General features: G+C 68.0%; 16 protein-coding genes and 2 pseudogenes. 10 read left to right on the forward strand and 8 right to left on the reverse strand.

Translation table 11 applies throughout. From position 1 onward, the window contains the following. The first annotated feature begins 55 nt into the window (after positions 1-55). The 4 genes from ACERNI_RS06970 to ACERNI_RS06985 all read left to right on the forward strand — a co-directional run bounded on the left by ACERNI_RS06970 (position 56) and on the right by ACERNI_RS06985 (position 4,528). On the forward strand, positions 56-1,852 hold the full coding sequence (locus ACERNI_RS06970) for an acyl-CoA dehydrogenase (RefSeq protein ID WP_448832550.1): 1,797 nt from the start codon (positions 56-58) through the stop codon (positions 1,850-1,852). 157 nt (positions 1,853-2,009) lie between these two features. Next, on the forward strand, positions 2,010-2,507 hold the full coding sequence (locus tag ACERNI_RS06975; RefSeq protein WP_448832834.1) for a GNAT family N-acetyltransferase: 498 nt from the start codon (positions 2,010-2,012) through the stop codon (positions 2,505-2,507). Positions 2,508-2,954: 447 nt separating this feature from the next. Further along, complete coding sequence (locus ACERNI_RS06980) at positions 2,955-3,944, forward strand: magnesium transporter CorA family protein (RefSeq protein ID WP_448832551.1); 990 nt, start codon at positions 2,955-2,957, stop codon at positions 3,942-3,944. 26 nt (positions 3,945-3,970) lie between these two features. Next, positions 3,971-4,528: an AAA family ATPase gene (locus ACERNI_RS06985; protein ID WP_448832552.1), complete on the forward strand. Its 558-nt coding sequence runs from the start codon at positions 3,971-3,973 to the stop codon at positions 4,526-4,528. A 329-nt stretch (positions 4,529-4,857) separates the two neighbouring features. Here ACERNI_RS06985 and glyS read toward each other — a convergent pair whose 3' ends face one another. From glyS to ACERNI_RS07005, 4 genes are all read right to left on the reverse strand, one after another. Further along, the gene (glyS, locus tag ACERNI_RS06990; protein WP_448832553.1) at positions 4,858-7,050 is read right to left on the reverse strand and encodes a glycine--tRNA ligase subunit beta; all 2,193 of its coding nucleotides are present in this window, start codon (positions 7,048-7,050) and stop codon (positions 4,858-4,860) included. A gap of 72 nt (positions 7,051-7,122) precedes the next feature. Beyond that, positions 7,123-8,049: a glycine--tRNA ligase subunit alpha gene (locus ACERNI_RS06995; protein WP_448832554.1), complete on the reverse strand. Its 927-nt coding sequence runs from the start codon at positions 8,047-8,049 to the stop codon at positions 7,123-7,125. A 122-nt stretch (positions 8,050-8,171) separates the two neighbouring features. Beyond that, positions 8,172-8,996, reverse strand: coding sequence for a tRNA1(Val) (adenine(37)-N6)-methyltransferase (locus ACERNI_RS07000; protein ID WP_448832555.1), 825 nt, complete (start codon positions 8,994-8,996; stop codon positions 8,172-8,174). A 3-nt stretch (positions 8,997-8,999) separates the two neighbouring features. Continuing rightward, complete coding sequence (locus tag ACERNI_RS07005) at positions 9,000-9,242, reverse strand: putative signal transducing protein (RefSeq protein ID WP_448832556.1); 243 nt, start codon at positions 9,240-9,242, stop codon at positions 9,000-9,002. Between the two features lie 323 nt (positions 9,243-9,565). Between ACERNI_RS07005 and ACERNI_RS07010 the strand changes: the two genes are divergently transcribed. Next, positions 9,566-10,582, forward strand: coding sequence for a polyprenyl synthetase family protein (locus ACERNI_RS07010; RefSeq protein WP_448832557.1), 1,017 nt, complete (start codon positions 9,566-9,568; stop codon positions 10,580-10,582). A gap of 187 nt (positions 10,583-10,769) precedes the next feature. Here the strand turns inward: ACERNI_RS07010 and ACERNI_RS07015 are convergent, their stop codons facing one another. After that, positions 10,770-11,723, reverse strand: coding sequence for a 4-(cytidine 5'-diphospho)-2-C-methyl-D-erythritol kinase (locus tag ACERNI_RS07015; protein ID WP_448832558.1), 954 nt, complete (start codon positions 11,721-11,723; stop codon positions 10,770-10,772). Positions 11,724-11,748: 25 nt separating this feature from the next. On the opposite strand from ACERNI_RS07015, the gene ACERNI_RS07020 reads away from it, so the two are divergent. Continuing rightward, on the forward strand, positions 11,749-12,645 hold the full coding sequence (locus ACERNI_RS07020; RefSeq protein WP_448832835.1) for a pentapeptide repeat-containing protein: 897 nt from the start codon (positions 11,749-11,751) through the stop codon (positions 12,643-12,645). A gap of 5 nt (positions 12,646-12,650) precedes the next feature. Here ACERNI_RS07020 and ACERNI_RS07025 read toward each other — a convergent pair. Continuing rightward, a pseudogene (locus ACERNI_RS07025) lies at positions 12,651-14,246 on the reverse strand (tetratricopeptide repeat protein); the annotation flags it as partial. A gap of 778 nt (positions 14,247-15,024) precedes the next feature. Next, positions 15,025-16,701, reverse strand: coding sequence for an electron transfer flavoprotein-ubiquinone oxidoreductase (locus ACERNI_RS07030; protein ID WP_448832559.1), 1,677 nt, complete (start codon positions 16,699-16,701; stop codon positions 15,025-15,027). Positions 16,702-17,224: 523 nt separating this feature from the next. Between ACERNI_RS07030 and ACERNI_RS07035 the strand changes: the two genes are divergently transcribed. After that, positions 17,225-18,178, forward strand: coding sequence for a uracil-DNA glycosylase (locus tag ACERNI_RS07035; RefSeq protein ID WP_448832560.1), 954 nt, complete (start codon positions 17,225-17,227; stop codon positions 18,176-18,178). Between the two features lie 43 nt (positions 18,179-18,221). Here the strand turns inward: ACERNI_RS07035 and ypfJ are convergent, their stop codons facing one another. After that, positions 18,222-19,130 (reverse strand): KPN_02809 family neutral zinc metallopeptidase, encoded by a 909-nt coding sequence (ypfJ, locus tag ACERNI_RS07040; RefSeq protein WP_448832561.1) that lies wholly within the window; start codon positions 19,128-19,130, stop codon positions 18,222-18,224. A 276-nt stretch (positions 19,131-19,406) separates the two neighbouring features. Here ypfJ and ACERNI_RS07045 point away from each other — a divergent pair. From ACERNI_RS07045 to ACERNI_RS07055, 3 genes and pseudogenes are all read left to right on the forward strand, one after another. Further along, positions 19,407-20,534, forward strand: a pseudogene (locus ACERNI_RS07045) (PA0069 family radical SAM protein); the annotation flags it as partial. 314 nt (positions 20,535-20,848) lie between these two features. Then, positions 20,849-21,556 carry a ribonuclease HII gene (locus tag ACERNI_RS07050; protein WP_448832562.1) on the forward strand — a complete coding sequence of 236 codons (708 nt, stop codon included), beginning with the start codon at positions 20,849-20,851 and terminating at the stop codon, positions 21,554-21,556. Between the two features lie 496 nt (positions 21,557-22,052). Beyond that, positions 22,053-23,249, forward strand: coding sequence for a DNA methyltransferase (locus ACERNI_RS07055; RefSeq protein ID WP_448832563.1), 1,197 nt, complete (start codon positions 22,053-22,055; stop codon positions 23,247-23,249). Positions 23,250-23,300 lie beyond the last annotated feature (51 nt).

Consider the following 23,300-nt stretch of genomic DNA (forward strand, 5'->3'; position numbering starts at 1 on the left):
ATATATGCGCCGGCGTCACGGTCGCCGGGCGATGCGCAGTCCGGAGATGATAACCATGACCTACGCCGCTCCCGTCAACGACATGGTCGAGACCATCCGCTCGGCCGCCGGCTTCGAACAGGCTGTGGCGGACGGAATTTATGGCGACCTGTCGCTCGATCTGGTGGCCTCGGTGCTGGAAGAGGCGGGCCGCTTCGCCAGTGAGCGCATCGCGCCGCTGAATCGCGTTGGCGACGAAATCGGCTCCCGCTGGAGCGACGGCGCCGTCACCACGCCGCCGGGCTGGAAGGAAACCTACCGCGACTGGACGGCGGCGGGCTGGAACGCCCTGCCCGCGCCGGAGCAGTGGGGCGGCCAGGGCCTGCCAGCGATCGTGCAGGCGGCCTGCGCCGAAATGTGGAACGCCTCGGCCATGTCCTTCGCCCTGGCGCCGCTGCTGAGCGCCGGCGCCGTGGAGGCGCTGATCGCCCACGGCTCCGAGGAGCTGAAACAGACCTATCTGGCAAAACTGGTGGCCGGCGAATGGACCGGCACCATGAACCTCACCGAGCCGCAGGCCGGCTCGGACCTGGCGGCGCTGCGCAGCAAGGCGGTCCCCAACGGCGACGGCAGCTACCGCATCACCGGCCAGAAAATCTTCATCACCTATGGCGAGCACGACATGACGGACAATATCGTCCATCTCGTGCTGGCCCGCCTGCCGGACGCCCCGGCCGGCACCCGCGGCATCTCGCTGTTCCTGGTGCCGAAGTTCATTCCCGACGCCAATGGCAATCCCGGCCAGCGCAATGACGTGCGCTGCGCCAGCATCGAGCACAAGCTCGGCATCCACGGCTCGCCCACCTGCGTCATGGTCTATGGCGACGAGGGCGGCGCCACGGGCTGGCTGATCGGCGAGGAGAATCGCGGCCTCAACTGCATGTTCACGATGATGAACGCCGCCCGTCTGGCCGTTGGCCTGCAGGGCGTCGCGATCGCCGATCGCGCCTGGCAGCAGGCGCTGGCCTACGCCCAGGACCGCCGCCAGGGCCGCGCCGCCGGCGCGCCCGCCGGCGAGATGAGCCCGATCATCCAGCACCCCAATATCCAGCGCAAACTGCTGACCATGAAGGCGCTGACCGCCGCCGCCCGCGCCATCTGCTACCGCACCGCCGCCGCGCTCGACCGCGCCCATCTGGCCGCTGATCCGGCAGAACGGGCCCGCGGCGCGGCCCACGCCTCACTGCTCACCCCGGTGGCCAAGGCCTGGTCCACCGACATCGGCGTCGAGGCGACTTCCATCGGCGTGCAGGTTCACGGCGGCATGGGCTTCATTGAGGAGACCGGCGCGGCGCAGCACCTGCGCGATGCCCGCATCACACCGATCTATGAGGGCACCAACGGCATCCAGGCCATCGATCTGGTCACCCGCAAGCTGCCGATGAACGGCGGCGCGGTGGTGCAGGCGGCCATCGCCGCCATGCGCCAGACGGCGACGAAGGCGGCCAACGCCCAGGTAGCGGCGCTTGGCGACGCCGCCGCCCGCCTGCGCGACGCCGCCGAATCGCTGGATCGCGCCACCGCCTTCCTGTTGCAGCAGCAGGCCGGCAACAATCCGGACGCGGCGCTGGCCGTCGCCGTACCTTATCTGCGGCTGTTCGGCATCGCCGAGGGGCTCGACGCGCTGGTCCATATCGCCCTCGCCGCCGACAGGGCCATCGCGGCTGGCGACGCCAATCCCGCCCACAACGGCCGCATCCACATCGCCCGCTTCTTCGCCAGCAATATCGCGCCAGAAGCCCAGGCGCTGGAGCAGATCGTGCTGCGCGGCGCCGATGGCGTGCTTGAAGCGCGGGACGCTCTCGTCGCCTGAAGCGCGCATACGCGTCAGGGCGGACCGGAAATTCGGCGCCGCTTGCATTTGCAATCCGCTGGCCGGCGGCAGCCGCCCGGCCAGCGGGAGGATGACCGGCCGCGCGGATTTCGCCATGGCGACCGCAACCGCCATGACCGCGGGACACCACCACATGCTGCTTATCCGGCCTGAAACCCCAGACGACGCCGACGCCATCCGCGAACTGACCAGCGCTGCGTTCGCGAACGCGCCGCACAGTTCGGGAACGGAAGCCGCCATCGTCGACGCGCTGCGCGCGGCCGGAGCGCTGACGCTGTCGCTGGTCGCGGAGGATGCAGGGTCCGTCATTGGCCATGCGGCGTTTTCGCCCGTGACGACCAGTTCCGGCGCCGCCGGCTGGTTCGGGCTGGGGCCCGTCTCGGTGCGCCCTGACCGCCAGCGCGCCGGCATTGGCCAGGCGCTGGTCCACACCGGGCTGGCGATGCTGCGCGACGGGGACGCGGCCGGCTGCGTCGTGCTCGGCGATCCGGCCTATTATGGTCGCTTCGGCTTCGCCAGCAATCCGGCCCTGCGCTATGGCGATGTGCCGCCGGAGTACTTCCAGCGCATGGTGTTTCATGGGCCGCCGCCTGCCGGGACAGTAGCCTATCACCCGGGTTTCGACGCAAGCTGAAGCCGTCTTCCCGTATGGCCGGGGCCAGCGTGACGAAGATGTCGCGCGGGCGGATCGCCGGTTGTCAGCGCCAGCGAAAATCGCTAAAGCGTCTTCCAGCGGAACCGATCCCATTCCGCATTGATAAAACACGTCAAATCAAAGAGATAGGGCAAAGCCCCGCTTCAGCGTCAGCGGGCTTTGCTCCGGCCGCCGGCGACCACGGCGCGCGTCAGCGGCGCCGGGGTTGTTCACGGCCCGTATTCAGGCGTAATCGTTCTGGATCATACCCGGATCGCGCGCCGCGAGACGAGCCGCAAATCCATCGCCTGCGGGCGGTTCGCAGTCATCGCTGGCCTCGCCTTGAGGCGGGCGCGCCTGCGTCGTCAACAGCGCCGCCGAACACGTCCAGCCGTCACGCCAGTGACATGATCCCGGTGGCAATGCTGCCCGGCGGGAGACCAGACCATGATCATTGTTCACCGGCCAGCGACGACGCCCGAGGGCGGGGCTTTCCTGGAGCGGCGCATGCTCGTTCCCGGCGAGCTGTTTCCGGCCGACGCGATCTGGATTGATCTGATCGAGCCGACCAGGGCCGAGGCGCGCCTGGCGGAGGCGCATTATGGCGTCAGCGTTCCGACGCGCGAGGACACGGACTATATCGAGCCGTCCGAACTGCTCTACACCGAGAACGGCGCCCGCTACATGACCACGCAGCTGCTGTTCAACGTCGCCCACGACGCCCAACTCGCCAGCGTCAGCTTCATTCTGGCCCGCAACACGCTGATCACCGTGCGCTACGACGAGCCAAAGGCGTTCATCATGTTCGCCCACCGCGCCGGGCGGCCGGGCAGCGGCGGCCTCACCGCCGAGCAGGTGATGGCCGGCCTGATCGAAACCATCATCGACCGCGCCGCTGAAGTGCTCCAGAACATCGGCGAGGACATCAACACCCTGTCCCGCCAGGTGTTCGAGACGAAGCACGACCCTGGCAAGCGCAACGCCGAATTTCAGGACATCGTCCAGACCCTCGGCCACCACGGCGACCTGATCTCCAAAAGCCGCGAGAGCCTGCTGTCGATCGAGCGCGTCATGCTGTTCCTCACCGTGGCCTACCGCACCGCCCGGGTGCCGGTGGAGCTGCGCGAACAGGTGCGCACCAACCTGCGCGACCTCCAGTCGCTGGAAGAGCACGCCACCTTCCAGAGCGGCAAGATCCAGTTCCTGCTCGACGCCACGCTTGGCCTCGTCAACATCGAGCAGAACAACATCATCAAGCTGTTTTCGGTTATGGCGGTGGTGTTCATGCCGCCGACCCTGATCGCCTCCATCTATGGCATGAACTTCAAGGCGATGCCGGAGCTCGACTGGAAGCTCGGCTATCCGCTGGCCCTGGTCGGCATGGTCATCGCCGCCATCGCGCCCTACTTCTTTTTCCGCTGGAAGAAGTGGCTGTAGCCCGGATCATCCTCCGAAAGAGCGCCATGCATCGCCCGCCCCTGCGGATTGTCCTGACCGGCGGCCCCGGATCGGGAAAAACCACGCTGCTGCAGGCCCTCGCCAGCCACGGCCACGCAACGATGCCAGAAGCAGGACGGGACGTGATCCTGCAACAGCAGGCCAGCGGCGGCGACGCCCTGCCGTGGCGCAATCCGGCGCGTTTCGCGGAGGCCATGCTCGGGCACGCCATCGCGGCGTTCGATGCGGCGGATGAAGCCCCAGGTCCGGTCTTCTTCGACCGGGGCATTGGCGACGTGCTGGGCTATCTGGAGCTGGTTGGCCTTGCCCATGATGCGGCGGCGCAACGCTGCCGCGAGGCGGCGCAGGGGCGTCGTTACCACGCCCAGGTTTTCATCGCGCCGTTCTGGCCGCAAATCTACGTCAACGACGCCGAACGCAAGCAGGACCTCGCCGAGGCCGAAGCCACCTGCGCGGTGATGGCCCGGGTCTGGCCGGCGCTTGGCTATGACCTGGTCTGGCTGCCAAAGGCCCCCGCGGCGGAGCGCGCTGCTTTCATCATGGCGAACCTGACCGGACAATAGCCCCCCGCGCCACCATCATGGCCGGACCTGTTCCGGCCATCCACGCATTGCCGCGCCCGCCGTTGCCGCAAGAGAAAACCAGGCAGGAGAAAACCACGCAGGAGACGCCCTCTCGGGAGACGACGAAGACGTGGATGCCTGCAACACGCGCAGGCATGAAGGGCGCAGGGGTTTGAGACAATCACGCGGATAATGGCGGCGGCGACCACGCCGGCGCTCTCGCCAGGTCCGCTTCGCTGACCGGATCTGGACAAGAAAAACCCGGCGGGCGGCGCCAGCCGGGTCGTTTCCTGATCCGTCGTCCGCGCCAGGCCCGGCCCGCGCCGAATTCAGCCCTCGATGCGCGAGAAATCAGCGATGGCGCGGGTCGCGGCGCGGATGCCGGCGAGCAGGCGCAGGCGGTTGGCTCGCAGGGCCGCGTCGTCGGCGTTGACCGTCACCGCCTCGAAGAAGGCGTCCACCGGGCCGCGCAAGGCCGCCAGCGCCGCCATGGCGCCCTGATAGTCTTCCCGCTTCACCGCTGCTTCCGCCGCCTCGCGGGCCGCGCCCAGCGCCGTGAACAGCGCGGTTTCCGCATCGACCTGCAACAAAGAGGCGTCGGCGGCGGCGTCATAAGCGGCGCCGTCCTTCTTCTCCTCGATGCGCAGGATGTTGGCGGCCCGCTTGACGCCGGCCAGCAGCGATTTGCCGTCGGCGGTTTCGAGGAACTGCTTCAGCGCCGCGACCCGGCGCACCACCAGCAGCAGATCGTCCTGATCGCCCAGCGACAGCACCGCGTCGATCAGATCGTGGCTGTAGCCCTGATCGCGCAGGAACACTTTCAGGCGGTCGTGGAAGAACTCCAGCAGCGACACGGCGTCGGACGACACGACGCGGCCACCGAATGCCTCCGGCATGCGCGGCGCGGCGCGTTTCGCCCCTTCCGGCTCCGCCTCCTGGCAGATTTCCACCAGCGGCAGCCGCAGATCGTTCTCCAGCACCAGGCGGATGACGCCGAGCGCCGCCCGGCGCAGGGCGTAAGGGTCCTTGGAGCCGGTCGGCTTCTCGTCGATGGCCCAGAAGCCGGCCAGCGTATCCAGCTTGTCGGCCAGCGCCACGGTGACCGAGACCGGCGCCGTGGGCGTGCGGTCGGACGGGCCGAGCGGCTTGTAATGATCCTCGAGCGCCGCCGCCACATGCGGGTCCTCGCCCTCGGCAACCGCGTAGTAGCGGCCCATGAGGCCCTGCAACTCCGGGAACTCGCCCACCATCTCGGTGGTGAGATCAGCCTTGGCCAGGCGGGCGGCGCGGGTCGCCAGGCCGCCATCGGCGCCAATGGCCAGCGCGATCTTGCCGGCCAGCTCCACCAGCCGCTCGACGCGCTCGCCCTGGGTTCCCAGCTTCTCGTGGAACACCGAGCGGGAATCGATCAGCTTCTGCAGGCGCTGCTCCAGCGGCTTCAGATGCTTCGTGTCGTCACGCTCGCGATAATCCGGCATCGGCCGCTGGTCGGTCAGCCAGAAGTGGCGGGCGTCGGACAGGCGGGCGCGCACCACCCGTTCGTTGCCGGCGATGATGGCGGCGCCGCGATCCGGCGCGACAATGTTGGATACCAGGATAAATTTGTTGGCCAGCGCGCCATCGGCCTTCTTCAGCACGAAGCACTTCTGGTTGGCGCGGATGGTGGCGCGGATCACCTCCGGCGGTATCGCCAGGAACTCCTCCTCAAAGGAGCCCATCAGCACCACGGGCCACTCCACCAGCCCGGCGACCTCTTCCAGCAGGCCTTCGTCCTCCACCAGGTCCAGCCCCTGGGCGAAGGCGAGATTGCGCGCCTCGGTCAGGATGAGGTCCTTGCGGCGGTCGGTGTCGAGAACGACCTTCGCGTTCTCCAGCACGGCGACGTAATCGTCGAAGCGCCGCACCTGGATCGGCCCCGGAAAACCGGCCGCCTTCGCCATGAAGCGGTGGCCGCGGGTTTCATTGCCCGCGCTCACGCCGCCGACGCTGAACGGAACGATCTGCGGCTCTTCCGTCTCCGGGCCAAAAGTGGCGACGATGGAATGCAGCGGCCGCACCCAGCGCATGGCGCCAGGCTGGGCGGAGGCAGCGCCCCAGCGCATCGACTTCGGCCAGGGGAAATTCTGGATGATGCGCGGCAACACCTCTGCCAGCACGTCCAGCGTCGGCTGGCCGGGCTTCTCGATCACCGCCACATAGAACTCGCCCTTCTTCGGGTCAGCAACGATCTGGGCCTGGTCGATGGAGGCGAGGCCCGCGCTCTTCAGGAAGCCCTGGATCGCCCCTTCCGGCGCGCCAACGCGCGGCCCCTTGCGCTCCTCGCGCACGTCCTGGCCCACCGCCGGCAGGCCGGCGACGTGCAACGCGATGCGGCGCGGCGTCGCCCAGGCGCCGGCGCCCTCATACAGCAGGCCGCGCTCGACGAGGGCGTTGGTCACCAGGCTCTGCAGGTCCTGCGCCGCCTTGCGCTGCATGCGGGCGGGGATTTCTTCACTGAACAGTTCAAGCAGAAGATCGGGCATCGGAGGTTCCATCGGCCCCGGCGGGCCTGAAAATCGTCAAACGGGCGTGCGGCGTGGTGATCGGCGAAGGCGTCAGGCGGCCGCGCCGCCGCCCTCGGTGCGCAGCCACGCGGCGCCACAGGCCTTGGCCAGTTCACGCACGCGCAGGATGTAGCTCTGCCGTTCGGTGACCGAGATCACGCCCCGGGCGTCCAGCAGATTGAAAGCGTGGCTGGCCTTGATGCACTGGTCATAGGCCGGCATGGCGAGGCCGTGGCGGCCATCGGCGCGCTCGCCGGCTTCGAGCAGGCGTTTGCATTCCTTCTCCGCGTCGGCGAAGTGCCGGAACAGGATTTCCGTGTCGGCGTATTCGAAGTTGAAGGCGGAAAACTCCTGCTCGGCCTGCAGGAACACGTCGCCATAGGTGACCTTGTCGTCGCCTTCGCCGCCGTTGAAATTGAGGTCGTAGACGCGCTCCACGCCCTGGACATACATGGCGAGGCGCTCAAGGCCATAGGTCAGCTCGCCGGCCACCGGCGCGCATTCCACGCCCGCCACCTGCTGGAAATAGGTGAACTGCGACACTTCCATGCCGTCGCACCAGCACTCCCAGCCAAGGCCCCAGGCGCCCAGGGTCGGGCTCTCCCAGTCGTCCTCGACGAAGCGCACGTCATGCAGCCCCAGATCGACGCCAATGGCCTCCAGCGACGCCAGATACAGCTCCTGCAGGTTCGGCGGGTTAGGCTTCAGGATCACCTGGTACTGGTAATAATGCTGCAGCCGGTTGGGGTTTTCGCCATAGCGCCCGTCGGTGGGACGGCGCGAGGGCTGCACATAGGCGGCCTTCCACGGCTTCGGCCCCAGCGCCCGCAGGGTGGTGGCCGGGTGGAAGGTGCCGGCGCCCACCTCCATGTCATAGGGCTGGAGAATGACGCAGCCCTGCTTCGCCCAGAAATCGTGGAGCGTCAGGATAAGCCCCTGAAAGGAGCGCTTCGGGCTGGACTGATCGGAGCCGGTCATGATCGCATTCTTCTGATATCGCGTGCTTCTGTCGCTGCGGCGGCGCGCCGACGCAGGTCCCTATACAACGAAAAGCCAACGGAAACAGTTGGAATTCGTCCGACCACAGCCGCGCCGGGCCATCAGGCGCCCCATGGCAGGCGTTCGCCAGCATGGGCGCGGGCGGCTTCGGCGGTGAAAGCCCCATCCGGTCCGTGCAGCGCCAGCGGCGCATCGAGCGCGAACGGGCCGCGCCGTCCGCGCAGACCGCCCACCATCACCCGGATCGCCTGATCGCCAGCCCGCGCCGCCACCGGCCGCACCCGGATGTCGCCAAAACGCCGCGTCATTCCGGCGAGAAGCTCCGGCAGCGCTTCAGCCCGGTGGATCACCAGCAACGCCCCGCCCGGCCGCAGCAGCCGGCAGGCGCAGCGCAGCCAGGCCTGCAAGGCCTCCTCCCGCAAAGGCGCCTGCATCCCCTCATCCGGCGCATCGAACACATGCGCAGCCCGCCGGCCAACGCCCGGCGAGGCGCGCACCGCCTCCGGCGCGAACCAGGGCGGGTTGGTCACCACCAGGTCCTGGCTTTCCGCGGCAAGGCCCGCCGCCGCCAGCCCCTCCGGCCGCGCCAGCAGATCGACATTGAGGGCGCGAACGCGCGCCTCCAGGCCATTGCGGGCGATATTCCCGGCGCACAGCCCCGCCAGGTCAGCGTCGCGCTCGGCCAGGATCACCCGGGTTTCCGGCGCGCTCCGGGCGAGCCCCAGACCAATCAGCCCACTGCCCGCCCCCATGTCGAGCACATCGACTGTCCGCCGCAACCGCCGCGACAACGCATCCGCCATCGTCGCGCCAGCCATGGCGGCGAGCACGCCATCGGTGCCGCCGCGGTGGTGTCCGCGCCGGAACTGCGCCAGCTGCAGCCCGCCATTGAAGAAAGCGTCGAGGCTCTGCTCCGCGCCCGCCACGGTTCAGCCCAGCGGTCCTGCCGGCGATCCGGGCAGATATTCCGCCATGCCGGCTTCCGCCAGCAGGGCGCGCGCCGCCGCCAGGGCGTCGCCCGCCACCATCAGCCGGCGGGGAAAGGCGCCGATCGAACCCTCGATGGCGCTGACCTGGCTGTCGGCCACCATATTGAGAATGCCGGCCTGATCCAGCAGACCCGTCATATAACCGAGGGCGACAACGTCATTGGTGCGCAGCAATTCTTCCATGCTTTCAGCAATAGCGCATTTGCCTGCGGGCAGGAATGGCGGCTTTATGATGGCTTTCCGGCGGCAACCTGCGGGCCGCGCCAGCCCGGCGGCGGCGCGCTCCGGCGGATGGGCTGCGCGCGGGGCGGGCACCGCCGCCGGCGGCGGTGGCGCAACAAGGGCGGCGACACCGTTACAGGGGCAATCCGCCGCCCCTTTCCGGGCCGCCCCGCATCGCGGTTTCATTTGCAAATCCGGCTGAAACATTGGACAAGTCGGGCCAGTGGATGCTGGCCGTCATGAGGCCTTCACCGCGCCGGACCGTGGACCGGAAGGAGATCAGGTTGGGTATCGCCGTCGCACTGGACAGGGACAAGGGCAGGCAGGCCAGCATCGAAGGCCTGGTGAAGCTGGTTGCCGCCGACATGGAGCGGGTGAACCAGATGATCCTGTCGCGCACGGGATCGGACGTGCTGATGATTCCCGAGGTCGCCAATCACCTCATCTCGTCCGGCGGCAAGCGGCTGCGGCCCATGCTCACCCTCTCCGCCGCCGCCCTGTGCGATTATTCCGGCGAAGGCCACATCAAGCTGGCCGCCAGCGTCGAGTTCATGCACACCGCCACCCTGCTCCACGACGACGTGGTCGACGAGAGCGACATGCGGCGCGGCAAGCCGGCGGCCCGCAAGGTGTGGGGCAACGAGGCCAGCGTGCTGGTCGGCGACTTCCTGCTCGGCCAGGCCTTCCGCATGATGGTGGAGGTCGGTTCCCTCGACGCGCTCGACGTGCTGTCCACCGCCGCGGCCGTTATCGCCGAGGGCGAGGTGATGCAGCTTTCCGCCGCCCGCAGCCTCGGAACCACCGAGGACGAATACCTCGCGGTCATCGAGGCCAAGACCGCGACCCTGTTCGCGGCCGCTTGCGAGGTCGGCCCCATTCTCGCCGGCAACAATCCCGAGGACCGCGCCGCCTGCCGCGATTATGGCATGAATCTTGGCGTCGCCTTCCAGCTTATTGACGACGCGCTCGACTATGGCGGAACCGCCGACGCCCTCGGCAAGAATGTCGGCGACGATTTTCGCGAGGGCAAGCTGACCCTGCCGGTGGTGCTGTCGCTGCAACGCGGCGACGCCGCTGACCGGGAGTTCTGGCGCCGGGCGCTGGAAGAAGGCGCCACCGACGACGACGCCCTCAAGCGCGCCATCGCCATGATGCGCGGCAACGGCGCCTTGCGCGAAACCATCGCCCGCGCCGAACGCTATGGCGACGCCGCCCGCGCCGCGCTGGACCGCTACCCCGCCGGCCCGCTGAAGTCGGCGCTGCTCGACACGGTGGATTTCTGCATCTCCCGCGCCCACTGACCGGCGCCAAAACGCGGCGAGCCAGGCTCATGGCGTTTTGGGAAGGTCCAGGCTGCGCATGGCGGGTCTTGCAGGGACATGCCTCACGCTGACTTGAGCCCTGCCGGTAGCGGAAGCATCTGCACCTGTTGCGACCTGGCGTGATAGCCACGCATTGCCCAGGCTGGCTACGGCCCCGCGTCTGCGCTCAGGCCAGCATGACCGGGCGCGCCCACCAGGACGGCCTGAGCGCGTGTATGCGCCTCGCCGCGACCTGAGCCCCGGCCCGATCGTCAAACAGCCCAAAAATCGTTGCGCCGGAACCGGACATGCGCGCCAGCCAGCATCCGGGCATCCGTTGCACCAGCGCCAGCGCCTCGCTGATTTCTGGGCAAAGGTTTCGCGCTGGCGCCTCCAGATCGTTGCGGCCCGCCAGCAGGTAACGTCGCAACCCGGCTTCCGCCGCAATGTCCGGCGTCAGGTTGGCGGGCGGTGAGCCAGCTTGCAGCGGCGATGCGGCTAACGCCCGGAACACCGCTGGCGTCGGAACCGCGACGCGCGGATTGACCAGCAGCGCCGGCACGGCTGGCAGGGTCAGCGGCGGCCCGAGAATCTCCCCCAGCCCCGCCATCACCCGCGCGCGCGCGCCAAGACAGACCGGAACGTCAGCGCCAGTCGCCGCCGCCGCCGCATGCAGGCGCGCATCATCCACCGCCAGCCCGTTGAGCCGCGCCAGCAGACGCAGCGCGGCGGCGGCGTCGGATGAACCTCCACCCAGCCCGGCGGCGACCGGCAGACGCTTTTCCAGAACAAACCGCCCCGCGCGCAGCCCTGGACACAATTGTTGCAGGCGACGCGCGGCGCGCAGCACCAGATTGTCGTCGTCGGGCCCCGCTTCCGCCGCCGTATCGCCAGCCACCGTCAACGAAAGGCTGGCGCCTGGCTCCAGCGACAACACGTCAGCAACGCCGCCGTTCATGGGACGGCCTTGCGCCGCACGGCCGTGCACGGCGCCCTCGCCTGCGGCGCCATCTTCCACCCTGGCAAAAACCGTCAGGCTGTCGAGCTCATGATAGCCGTCAGGCCGCCGGCCAATGACCCGCAGGGTCAAATTGACCTTTGCCGGGGCGCGCGTCGTCAAAGACAGATCGGTCTGGTCCATCCGCTATCCGTTACAGCGTTTTTCGATGAAGGGAGGCAAGCGCTACGCGTCGCCGCCAGGTAGCGCGCAAAAGATCGGGGGCTGGCGCGCATTCGCCGGGGGGCTGGCCGGGAGCATCCGGGCGCGTCAAAGGCCCATATGCGATGGCGACCATGCTCACCGCCGCGGCCCTGGCCGGCCGCCTGGCCCGAAACCACCCTGCCCTCCAGAGAGGGCGCCAGAGAGGGCGCCAGAGACGGCGCCAAGCCCTGGCCAAACCAGTTTCCCGGCAGGCGCCGTCCACCCCCCCGGATACCGGGCGCCGGGTCAAAAACGATCGGGCGCGCCGGAGGCGGCGTCGTTGCGGACGCCGCCCGGATGGGCTCAGTCCACCTTCTTTTCAGCCGGCTGCGACGCCGGCGATGGCTGCTGTGACGGCGTCTGGCTGCCGGCGCTGTCGCGCCCCCCACCGGAAACCGCGCCGCCACGCCCGGCCGGGGCCTCGCCACGATCGTCCGGCGTCAGGCTCTTGCCTGGCGCTGGCGCTGGAGCGGAGCCGGGCGCCGGCTGCTCAGGCTTGCGCGGTTCGGGCGTTGCGGGCGCATCCTTTCCAGATCCGCCTGCAGGCTCTTCTTTGGGAACATCCCTGGCCGGGGCGTCCCTGGCTGGCGTATCTTTGACCGGCGTATCTTTGGCCGGCGTAGCTTTGGCAGGGGCGTCCTTGCCAGAAGCGTCACTGGCTGGCGCATCCTTTGACGTTTCCTTCGGCGCCACTGGCGTGGCCGCGTCCTTGCCTGCAGCATTCTTGCCATCGGCGGGCTTGCCTGCAGCGTCCTTGCCGTCGGCGGGCTTGCCGTCATCCGTCATGCCATTGGCGATTTTGGCGAGGATCTTCGGCAGGTCGTCCGGCTCAGGCTCGAGATCGCGGGCGTGGTTCCACTGAAAGCGCGCTTCCAGCTTGCGGCCGGTTTTCCAGTAGGCGTCGCCCAGATGGTCATTGATCGTCGGATCGGAGGGCTTCAGGGCGATGGCCCGCTCCAGCTCGCGCACCGCGTCGTCGTAGCGGCCAAGGCGATAATAGGCCCAGCCCAGACTGTCGACGATGTAGCCATCGCGCGGCCGCAGGGCCACGGCCTTGTGCAGCATGTCGAAGGCTTCCTTCAGATTGATCTCCTGATCGACCCAGGAATAGCCGAGATAGTTGAGCACGACGGCCCGCTCGCGCCCGTCGCCATCCGGCGCCAGCTCCAGCGCCTGCTTCAGGTCGGCTTCGGCTTTCGCCCATTGCCTGGCGCGCTCGTAGGACATGCCGCGAAAATAATACAGCGACCAGAAACGCGGCTCCGGCTTGCCGGTGCGGGCGATGGCGGTGGTGTAGGCCTCGGCCGCTTTGGCCCATTCCTTTTTGCTGCGGTACAGCGCGCCCAGCGCCGCCGCCGCATCCACATCTTCCGGGCGCTCCTTCACCAGTTTTTCAAGATGGCTGATCGCTTCGTCGCCACGGCCCAGCGCCTCCAGCCCCACGCCAATCTGGATGTCGGCGGAGGCGCGCATCGGCGACGTCTCAGGCAGGGCCCGGTAAACGGCGATGGCGTCCTCGGGCTTGCGCAGCCGCTCGTAAATGTCCGCCAGGGTAATCAGCGCCATCTCATTCTTCGGCTCCAGATAGAGCGAAAGCTGGAGATAGATCATGGCGGCGAGCTCATCGCCCTGCTGGTTGCCTGCGGCGCCCAGGCCATAGAGCACCTCGGCGGCGCCCTGCTGCGGCCCAACGACCAGCGGCGGCAGGGTCTTGCCGGCCTTCAGCATGTTCAGCGACGCGGTGGCGATTGGCTGGCGCGGCGCCAGCTTCAGGAAAGCATCATAAGCAGCGGTCGCCGCATCCCGGTCGCCGACGCCGGAGAGATAGCGCCCGTAGGCGTCGACCACGCGCAGCGTGGTGCGCTCCATGGCGTAGGCGGCATTCATTCGCCGGTCGGCTTCGGCGCGGAACTTCGGCCCGCCGAGCGCGGCGATCAGCCCGCCATGATATTCGCGGAACAGGGTGAAGGCGTTGACGCCGCGCAGCTTGTCGACGGTTTCAAGCGCCTTGCCGATATTGCCGGAGCCAGCCCAGCTCCAGGCGGTGAGCAGGGTGGCGGTCACATCGCTGGCGGCGGCGCCGCCGCGCTGGAACTGGGCGCGCGCCTTGGCGTATTGCCCGGCCTTCAGCTCGCGCACGCCGATGGCGAGGCGGGCCAGGGCATTGCCGGAATCGCGGGCGAGAATCTTCTGCGCGGCGGCGAAGGCTTCCTTCATCTCGCCGCTGGCGAGGAAGGCGATGAAGGCGCGCTCCTGCAGGTCGCGATTGCGCGGATCGCTGCGCAGGGCTTCGCCGAAATAACGCGCCGCCGCGTTGGCGTCCCGCGAAGCGCCCGCCACCACCGCAGCCAGATAATTTCCTTCGAGACTTGCGGCAACGGACGGCTCATCCGCCCCGGCTTGCCCCGCGTCGCGGCTGGCCAGGGCTGGCCCCGTCCAGCCAAGCGCGACGGCCAAAGCCATCACGCCTACAGAACGCACGATTCCCGATGGTTGCCGAAACAGACGTATCACTGGCTTCTCGCTGATATCTGGCCGTGGAGAGCGCCCGGCCGCGCTGAACAGCTGGACGCATCCGGCGAAAAAACCGTCCCGAAGGCGATTCTCCCGAACCGGAGCATGCCGGGACCTGATCCAAAACGGTATTTATTTCAGCCCCTGCAGACGGGTTTTCCGGCGAAATGGACGCCAGGAAAACACATCAACTCACAACACCAGAGCAAAACTCCCGTTCAGTTTGAAAGAGTTATGCTCCAGAACACCCACCCCGCGCCATCGCGCCTGCGCAGGCTGCCTCCACAGGGAGCCGGTCCGGCTCCATACAACAGGCAGCGCATGCCCAGGGTTCAGGGCAGAAGCCGGTTGGCGCGATGGCGAAATCGCCGGGCGATTCGCTCTGGTCGCAACCGACTCTGGCGGGAAGCGTCGTTGTGCCGCCAGACAATGGCCGTTTTGCGCCATCCCGGCAAGCAACCTCTCCAGATGACCGGAGCGGCAGCGCCGCGCCTGCGGCGGCCCCGCCCATCCCCCCAGGAAAGCGCCCCGGAAAAATACGCCTGGAAAATGCCACTGGAAACAGGCGCCTGAAAAATCGTGGCGCGGACATTGGCCCGGGGGACGCGATCGAGGCGCGCCTCCGCCGCGCCGGCGGCAGACGCCAAATTCACAGCCGCCGAATAGGCAATGAAAGACCACGCCCCTTCAAAAAGCAGAACGGCGGCCCATGGGCCGCCGCGCTGTCTTACATGTTCGGGTAGTTCGGGCCGCCGCCGCCTTCCGGCGTGGTCCAGTTGATGTTCTGGGCCGGGTCCTTGATGTCGCAGGTCTTGCAGTGCACGCAGTTCTGGGCGTTGATCACGAAGCGCGGATTGGTTTTCGCCGCATCGTCGTCATACATCACCTCGTACACGCCAGCCGGGCAGTACAGCCGCGCCGGCTCGCCATACTTCGGCAGGTTATCCTTCACCGGGATCGACGGATCCTTCAGCTTCAGGTGGACCGGCTGGTCCTCCTCGTGATTGGTGTTGGAGAGGAACACCGACGACAGCTTGTCGAAGGAGATGACGCCATCCGGCTTCGGATAGGTGATCTGCTTCACCTGGTCGATCGGCTTCAGCGTGGCGTAGTCCGGCTTGCCATGCTTCAGCGTGCCGAAGAACGAGAAGCCGAACAGCTCGTTGGTCCACATGTCGAGACCGCCGAGCACCACGCCGATGCGCGTGCCGAAGCGCGACCACAGCGGCTTGACGTTGCGCACCTTCTTGAGGTCCTGACCAACCTCGGAGGCGCGCCACGCCTGCTCGTATTCCATCAGCTCGTCGTGCTCGCGGCCAGCGGCGAGCGCCTTTGCGAGCTTCTCCGCCGCCAGCATGCCGGACAGCATGGCGTTGTGCGAGCCCTTGATGCGCGGCACGTTGACGAAGCCAGCCGCGCAGCCGATCAGCGCGCCGCCCGGGAAGCACAGCTTCGGCACGGACTGGTAGCCGCCTTCGGTGATGGCGCGGGCGCCATAGCTCAGGCGCTTGCCGCCTTCCAGCGTCTCGCGGATGTACGGATGCTGCTTCATCCGCTGGAATTCGTCGAACGGCGACAGGGTCGGGTTCTGGTAGTTCAGGTGCACCACGAAGCCGATGGCGACCAGATTATCCTCGAAATGATAGAGGAACGAGCCGCCGCCCGTGGTGTTGTCCAGCGGCCAGCCGAACGAGTGCTGCACCAGGCCCGGCTTGTGCTTGGCCGGATCGATCTGCCACAGCTCCTTCAGGCCGATGCCGTATTTGTCGTAGTCGGACTTCTCGCGCAGGTTGAATTTCTTCGCGATTTCCTTGGTCAGGCTGCCGCGCGCGCCCTCGGCGAACAGGGTGTACTTGCCGCGCAGCTCCATGCCACGGGTGTAGTCGCCCTTGTGCTCGCCGTCGCGGGCGACGCCCATGTCGCCGGTGGCGATGCCGATGACGGCGCCAGCGTCGTTATACAGCACTTCGGCGGCCGGGAAGCCCGGATAGATCTCCACGCCCAGCGCCTCGGCCTGGGCGGCCAGATAGCGCGTCACATTGCCCAGAGAGCCGATGAAATTGCCGTGGTTGTTCATCAACTTCGGCATGCCGAAGTTGGGGAGGCGGATGCCGCCGGCCGGGCCGAGGTAGTAGAAACGGTCGTCCGTCACTTCCGTCTTCAGCGGACGCTCCGGATCCTCGCGCCATTCCGGCAGCAGGCGGTCAAGGCCAATCGGGTCGATCACGGCGCCGGAGAGAATGTGGGCGCCGACTTCCGAGCCCTTCTCCACCAGCACGACAGAGATGTCCGTTCCGGCCTCGTTCGCGAGCTGTTTCAGGCGGATCGCTGCCGACAGGCCGGCGGGGCCGCCGCCGACGATCACGACATCGTAGTCCATACCCTCGCGTTCAGGCAGTTCCATCCCCTTGCTCCTCCGGACGTCGTCCCTGTTGTGTTTCACCGCGATGCGGGGCCGGGGGGCGCGTCCGCGTGGCGAAACCCAAAAAGCCTGCTAAACATGGCGCGCCCGGCCAGCCATTGCCTGGCTGATGCAGCGCGCTCCGGCCGCCGCTGGGGCAAAACCGGACAAATGACGTTAAACGGCGCTTCGCCACGGCCACGCCCGGAAAGGGCGGCGACCATGGGGCAAGCGGCCAGAAACTGTTCACTTTTGAACCATTCGAGGCAGTCTCACAAGAACTGATATGGATCAACGCCTCCTTTCCACGCCTGCCTGCGTCAATTCCGCCGATCCGCCGCCCCGCCGCGCTGCAATGGAAACGAAATCCGGCCCACCTGACGCGACGGGTCGCATCATCGGTCAGGAAGAGGACGCCGCCAGCCGCCGTCTTTGCCAGCCGGGAAGTCATGTTCCACGCATTCCCTCCGCCGCCCCTGTCGCGCCGCGCCGCGCGCTGTCGTAAGGTTGCGGCATGAACGGCGACATGGCGAACGGGCCGCCTCCCGATCCTGCGGATTACAGTCTTGCTGACCTCGAAGCGCTGCTGGCCTTCCACATGGAAGCCGGGGCCGACTGGGTGCTGGACGAGACGCCGCATGACCGCTTCGCGGAAGTCGACGCGCCGCCGCCCCGTTTCGCCCCCGCCTGGGCGCAACCCTCCCGGGCGCAGCCCGCCGGCCAGAACGGAGCGGCGGGCCGCCCCGCCGCCGGAGAGGCCACGCCAGCCGGGCATCCCGGGCAAATCGGACGCCCCGCGCAACCGGCCGCCCGCGCCGCAGCGCCGCCCGCCCCGGCGGCGGCGCCAGCAAATTTCGCCAGCGCGGCGGATGACGTGGCGCTCCAGGCCAGTGAGATCGCCCGCGCCGCCACGACCCTCGACGCCCTGCAGGCGGCCATGGCCGACTTCGACGGCTGTTCGCTGAAACGCACCGCCCGCCAGCTGGTGTTCGGCGACGGCGCCCCGGACGCGCGGATCATGTTCGTCGGCGAGGCCCCCGGGGCGGAAGAGGATCGTATCGGCAGGCCGTTCGTCGGGCGCTCCGGCCAACTGCTGGACCGCATGCTGGCGGCCATCGGCCTTGATCGCGGCAAGGTCTACATTGCCAACACCGTGCCATGGCGGCCGCCGGGAAACCGCACGCCAACGCCGCAGGAATCGGCCATCTGCCGCCCGTTCATCGAACGGCAGATCGCCCTTGTGGCCCCTGACGTGCTGGTCTGTCTCGGCGGGCCCTCGGCCCAGGCCCTGCTCGGCGTGCGCGAAGGCATCCTGCGCCTGCGCGGCCGCTGGTCCACCTACAACGCCGGCGATGCGCAAATCAGGGCGCTGCCAACCCTGCACCCCGCCTATCTGTTGCGCTCGCCCCTGCAGAAACGTCTGGCCTGGCGCGACTTCCGCGCCATCCAGGCGGCGCTGGATGAAAGCGCCGCGGAGTGACGGGATGGCTGTGGGGCGCCGCGGCGCCCCTGTCAGCGGCCCGTCAAAGCTGCGCGCTCTGGCTCAGGGTGTTGCACGCCTGAACCTTGCCTGACTTCAGCCCGGTCATGAACCAGCGCGTGCGCTGCTCCGACGTGCCATGGGTGAAGCTGTCCGGAATGGCGAAGCCCTGGGCCTGCTTCTGCAGGCGATCGTCGCCGATGGCGGCGGCGGCGTTCATCGCCTGCTCCACGTCGCCCTCTTCCAGAGAATTGTATTTCTGGTTGCTGTTGTTGGCCCAGACGCCAGCCAGACAGTCGGCCATTAACTCCACCCGGACGGACAGGGCGTTGCGCTCGGCGGTCGACAGGGAGCGCTTGGCCCCTTCCACCTTGTCGAGAATGCCGAGTTGGTTCTGCACATGGTGGCCCACCTCATGGGCCAGCACATAGGCATAAGCGAAATCGCCGCCAGCCCGGAAGCGCTGCTTCATTTCCTGGAAGAACGCCAGATCAATGTAAACCGTGCGATCGACCGGGCAGTAGAATGGCCCCATGGCCGCCTGGGCGGCGCCGCAGGCGGACCGGGTGGCGCCGGAAAACAACACCATGCGCGGCTCCTGGTAGCGCACATTGAGCTGCTGCGGCAGCACCACCTTCCACACGTCCTCGGTATTGCCGAGCACGGCGGCGGCGAACTTGCCGATCTGGTCCTGCGGCGGGCCTGACGGCTTGCCCTGCTGCGGGCGCGGCGCCTGCTGCTCGTAAGCGGGACCGCTGCCGCCGGACAGGATTTCAGCGCCAGAAATCAGCAGGCGCGGATCGATCCCCAGCGCCCAGCCCACCAGCCCGAGCACCACGATCGTGCCGATCCCGAGGCCGCCGCGACCGCCAGGCAGCATGCCGCCGCCGGAAGGGCCGTCGCCGCGCCGGTCGTCGACGTTCTCCGAGGTCCGGAAATCTTCCCACCGCATGCCGTATCCCCTGCTCAACCAGTCCCTGCATATAACGCAGCAGCAGCCGCATTGTTTATGCAAAACGCCGGGAATGTGAATTGCCGTCCTTGCGACCACATGCGCGCGCAGCGCGGCCGCCCTTGTCAATGTTCCTATTTTGTTCTTAGAATATCCACAGGCCGGATGAGTCGGCCCCGAACGGGACAAGGAGGCGCGGACATGAGGGAAGCATCCCGCAAAACCCTGGGAAATCAGGCGCCAGCAGCCTTTCCTGACTCGGACCTGATGCCCGCCATGGCCCAGATGCCCGCCATGGCTCATGGCGGCGACGAGCCCTGGGGGGCGCGCCAGCGCATTGCGCCGGAGCGGCGGCGCGGCCGCGGCGTCCTCATCAATCCCACCGGCCGCTTCGAGAAGCACACCCGCGAAGACGTGGACGACGGCTGGAACTCGCTGGACGACCTGCCGCCGTTCCGCACGGAAGTCACCGTCGAGAAGCCCAAGACCATCATCACCCGCAACGCCTCGCCGGATATTTCGTTCGACCGCTCCATCAATCCCTATCGCGGTTGCGAGCACGGCTGCGTCTATTGCTTCGCCCGCCCCAGCCACGCCTACATGGGCCTGTCGCCCGGGCTCGACTTCGAAACGAAGCTGTTCGCCAAGCCGGACGCGGCGCGGCTGCTGGAGAAAGAGCTGTCGGCGCGGGGCTATGCGCCGCGCGTCATCGCCATGGGCACCAACACCGACCCATACCAGCCGATCGAGCAGCGCTACCGCATCACCCGCGAGATCCTCGAGGTGCTGGAGCGCTTCAATCATCCCGTCGGCATCGTCACCAAATCGGCGCTGATCACCCGCGACATCGACATCCTGTCGCGGATGGCGGCGAAGAACCTGGCCAAGGTCGCCATCTCGATCACCACCCTCGATCCCAAGCTGGCGCGCTCCATGGAGCCGCGGGCCACAACCCCGTCGCGCCGCCTCGACGCCATCCGCAAGCTGGCTGACGCTGGCGTGCCGGCCTCGGTGATGGTCGCGCCAGTGATTCCGGCCGTGAACGACGACGAGATCGAACGCATCCTGGAGGCGGCGCACGCCCACGGCGCACGCGAAGCCGGCTATGTGATGCTGCGCCTGCCCCATGAGGTGCGCGACGCCATGTGGACCTGGCTGGAAACCGAATGGCCGGACAAGGCGCGCCGGGCCCGCGCCCTGATGCGCCAGTCGCGCGGCGGCAAGGACTATGACCCGACCTGGGGGGATCGCATGGTCGGCTCTGGCCCCTATGCCTGGATGACCGGGCGCCGTTTCCAGCTTGCCTGCGCCCGCATTGGCCTCAACAAGGAGCGGCGGCGGCTGGACACGCACCAGTTTCGCGCGCCGGACAGCGCCGTGGCGGAGGGGCAGCTGTCGCTGTTCGGGAGCGATGACGCCCCCGCGACGCGCCCAAACCGCCGCCCCATCGACCCCGTGCGTCGCATTCGCACGCGGGTGGACGCCAACGGCATCGCCTTCCTCGACAACGCCGCCCATGGCTGAACCAGGCGCGGCGACGCTCCCGGCTTGGGGCCCGGCCCCCCTGTGGCTGTTTCCCATTGAGGCGACGGAAGGCTCCAGCCAGGGGAGCGGCATCAGCCTGGCGTCCCGGGAGCCACCGGCCGTTTTGGGGACCAGACCGGGCCAGGGAGCCAGCCAGGGTTGATCGCCCGCCGCGCCCGGTTCACCTATGGGCCATGGCGCGCAAACCGACGGCTGAAGCCCTGACTGATTCGCTGATTCTGTTTCCCGAAGGTCCGACGTTCGATCGGGAGGAGCGGTTGCGGGCGCGCGGCGTCTGGCCAGTGGCGGGCGTCGACGAGGTCGGGCGCGGCCCCCTCGCCGGCCCGGTGGTGGCGGCGGCGGTGATTCTGGACCCCGCCGACATTCCGGACGGACTCAACGACAGCAAGAAGCTGACGAAAGCGGCGCGCGACCGGATGCATGACGACATCATGGCCCGGGCCCTGCATGTCAGCATCGCCAGCGCCTCGGCATGGGAAATCGACGCCACCGACATTCGCAAGGCGTCGCTCACCGCCATGAGCCGCGCCGTCTTCGCCTTGCCAGCAGCGCCGGCGCATGTGCTGGTCGACGGCCGCGACAGGCCGGCCCTGCCCTGCGCCGCCGACGCCATCATCGGCGGCGACGCGCTGGTCGCCTCCATCGCCGCCGCCTCGATCGTCGCCAAGGTGGCGCGCGACCGGATGATGACGCGCCTCGACGCCATCTGCCCACACTACGGCTTTGGCAAACACATGGGCTATGGCAGCGCCGCCCACCGCGCCGCCATCGCCGCCCACGGCGCCTCGCCCTGGCACCGCCTCAGCTTCGCGCCGCTGCGCCTGATGTCCGAACACGCCGAAGAGCTGGCCCGGCGGCGGACCGCCGGATCCACCTGCTGAAGCATGTCCCGCAAGGCGCCCCCGGGCTGATCCGGATTTGCGCGGGTCGCGCCTGCCCGCGCATCTTCGCCGCCTGGCGTAAAACGCATCCGGCAACGTAGACCCAGCCTTGCGTCCACCCGCCGCGACGACCGCAGGACCAGAGCAACATCCCGCCGGCGTGGGCCGGTTGAGCCCTGAACGGTGGCGCAACGGGCAAAAGCGCGCTCCGCGACGCACGGCCATGCGGCGGTCCGGTTGCCTTCATGGCAATTTCCACACGGCCTCGCGCGGAACGCCCGCCGGCGACCCGCTGAATAGATAACCATATATTTTCAAATAGATAACATCATTTCGATGCGATATTTCAGTTAGCCCGCCGTTAACGCCGACGCACGGGACCGGGTTTGCCGCCCTGGCTGTCCCGGATCGGGACACGCGATCGCAGCGCGAAACGTCGCCTTTACCCCCTTTGTTCACCATGCCGTCCTGTGAGTTGCGTAACCGGCAGGGCGATATGGAAGTTTCACGAGCCAGGGTCGCTGGCGTCAATTCCCGGATCAAGGTTGTGCGTACCGGGTTGACCGCGCCAGCCGCCCTGCCGGGCTCACCCCCAGACCAGCGCGCCGCCAGCGGGCTGGCGCTGGACCGGATCATTCTCGGCGATTGCCTCGCCGAACTGCAGCGGCTGCCGTCGCAGAGCGTTGACGTGGTCTTCGCCGATCCGCCCTACAATTTGCAGCTGGAAGGCGCCCTGACCCGTCCCGACCACTCCCACGTGGACGCGGTGGACGACGACTGGGACAAGTTCGACAGCTTCGCCGAATACGACGCCTTCACCCGCGCCTGGCTGGCGGAATGCCGCCGCGTGCTGAAGCCGGACGGCGCCCTGTGGGTCATCGGCTCCTATCATAACGTGTTCCGCGTCGGCGCGATCCTTCAGGATCTGGGCTACTGGATTCTCAACGACATCGTCTGGCGCAAGGCCAATCCGATGCCGAATTTCCGCGGCCGCCGCTTCACCAACGCCCACGAAACCCTGATCTGGGCGACGCCGTCCCGCTCGAAGCGCTACACTTTCCATTATGAGGCGCTGAAGGGCGGCAACGACGACCTGCAGATGCGCTCGGACTGGTTCATCCCCCTGTGCACCGGCGACGAACGGCTGAAGGACGCGGACGGGCGCAAGGTGCACCCCACCCAGAAGCCCGAGGCGCTGCTGGCCCGCGTGCTGCTGTCATCATCGAATCCTGGCGACGTGGTGCTCGATCCATTCCTCGGCTCCGGCACCAGCGCCGCCGTGGCCAAAAAGCTCGGCCGCCACTTCATCGGCATCGAGCGCGACCCCGTCTACGCCGCGGCGGCGCAACAGCGGGTGGACGCGGCGGAGCCGGTTGACCCGCAGGCCTTCGCCGCCGCGCCGGCGAAGCGCTCGGAACCGCGCGTCGCCTTCCTGTCGCTGATCGAAGCCGGCCTGATCGCCCCCGGCGAAACGCTGGAAGATGAACGCCGTCGCCACAAGGCGCTGGTGCGGGCCGACGGCACGCTGCAACTCGGCCCGGCGGTGGGCTCCATCCACAAGATCGGCGCCCTGTCCCAGGGCCTGCCGTCCTGCAACGGCTGGACCTACTGGATGATCGAGCGCAACGGCCAGCGCCTGCACATCGACGCCCTGCGCGGCGAATACCGGCAGACCCACCGCGCCGCCGCCTGAACGGCAACGGCTGCAAGCCTGGATCAGGAAGGCCGGCCACGCGCCGGCTTT

This window comes from Camelimonas sp. ID_303_24 (assembly GCF_053543495.1).

Coding starts and splice junctions, on each gene's coding strand:
- ACERNI_RS06970 (WP_448832550.1), top strand. CDS start 56: ATGACCTACGCCGCTCCCGTCAACGACATGGTCGAGACCATCCGCTCG.
- ACERNI_RS06980 (WP_448832551.1), top strand. CDS start 2,955: ATGATCATTGTTCACCGGCCAGCGACGACGCCCGAGGGCGGGGCTTTC.
- ACERNI_RS06985 (WP_448832552.1), top strand. CDS start 3,971: ATGCATCGCCCGCCCCTGCGGATTGTCCTGACCGGCGGCCCCGGATCG.
- glyS (WP_448832553.1), bottom strand. CDS start 7,050: ATGCCCGATCTTCTGCTTGAACTGTTCAGTGAAGAAATCCCCGCCCGC.
- ACERNI_RS06995 (WP_448832554.1), bottom strand. CDS start 8,049: ATGACCGGCTCCGATCAGTCCAGCCCGAAGCGCTCCTTTCAGGGGCTT.
- ACERNI_RS07005 (WP_448832556.1), bottom strand. CDS start 9,242: ATGGAAGAATTGCTGCGCACCAATGACGTTGTCGCCCTCGGTTATATG.
- ACERNI_RS07015 (WP_448832558.1), bottom strand. CDS start 11,723: ATGGACCAGACCGATCTGTCTTTGACGACGCGCGCCCCGGCAAAGGTC.
- ACERNI_RS07020 (WP_448832835.1), top strand. CDS start 11,749: ATGAAGGGAGGCAAGCGCTACGCGTCGCCGCCAGGTAGCGCGCAAAAG.
- ACERNI_RS07030 (WP_448832559.1), bottom strand. CDS start 16,701: ATGGAACTGCCTGAACGCGAGGGTATGGACTACGATGTCGTGATCGTC.
- ACERNI_RS07035 (WP_448832560.1), top strand. CDS start 17,225: ATGGCGAACGGGCCGCCTCCCGATCCTGCGGATTACAGTCTTGCTGAC.
- ypfJ (WP_448832561.1), bottom strand. CDS start 19,130: ATGCGGTGGGAAGATTTCCGGACCTCGGAGAACGTCGACGACCGGCGC.
- ACERNI_RS07050 (WP_448832562.1), top strand. CDS start 20,849: ATGGCGCGCAAACCGACGGCTGAAGCCCTGACTGATTCGCTGATTCTG.
- ACERNI_RS07055 (WP_448832563.1), top strand. CDS start 22,053: ATGGAAGTTTCACGAGCCAGGGTCGCTGGCGTCAATTCCCGGATCAAG.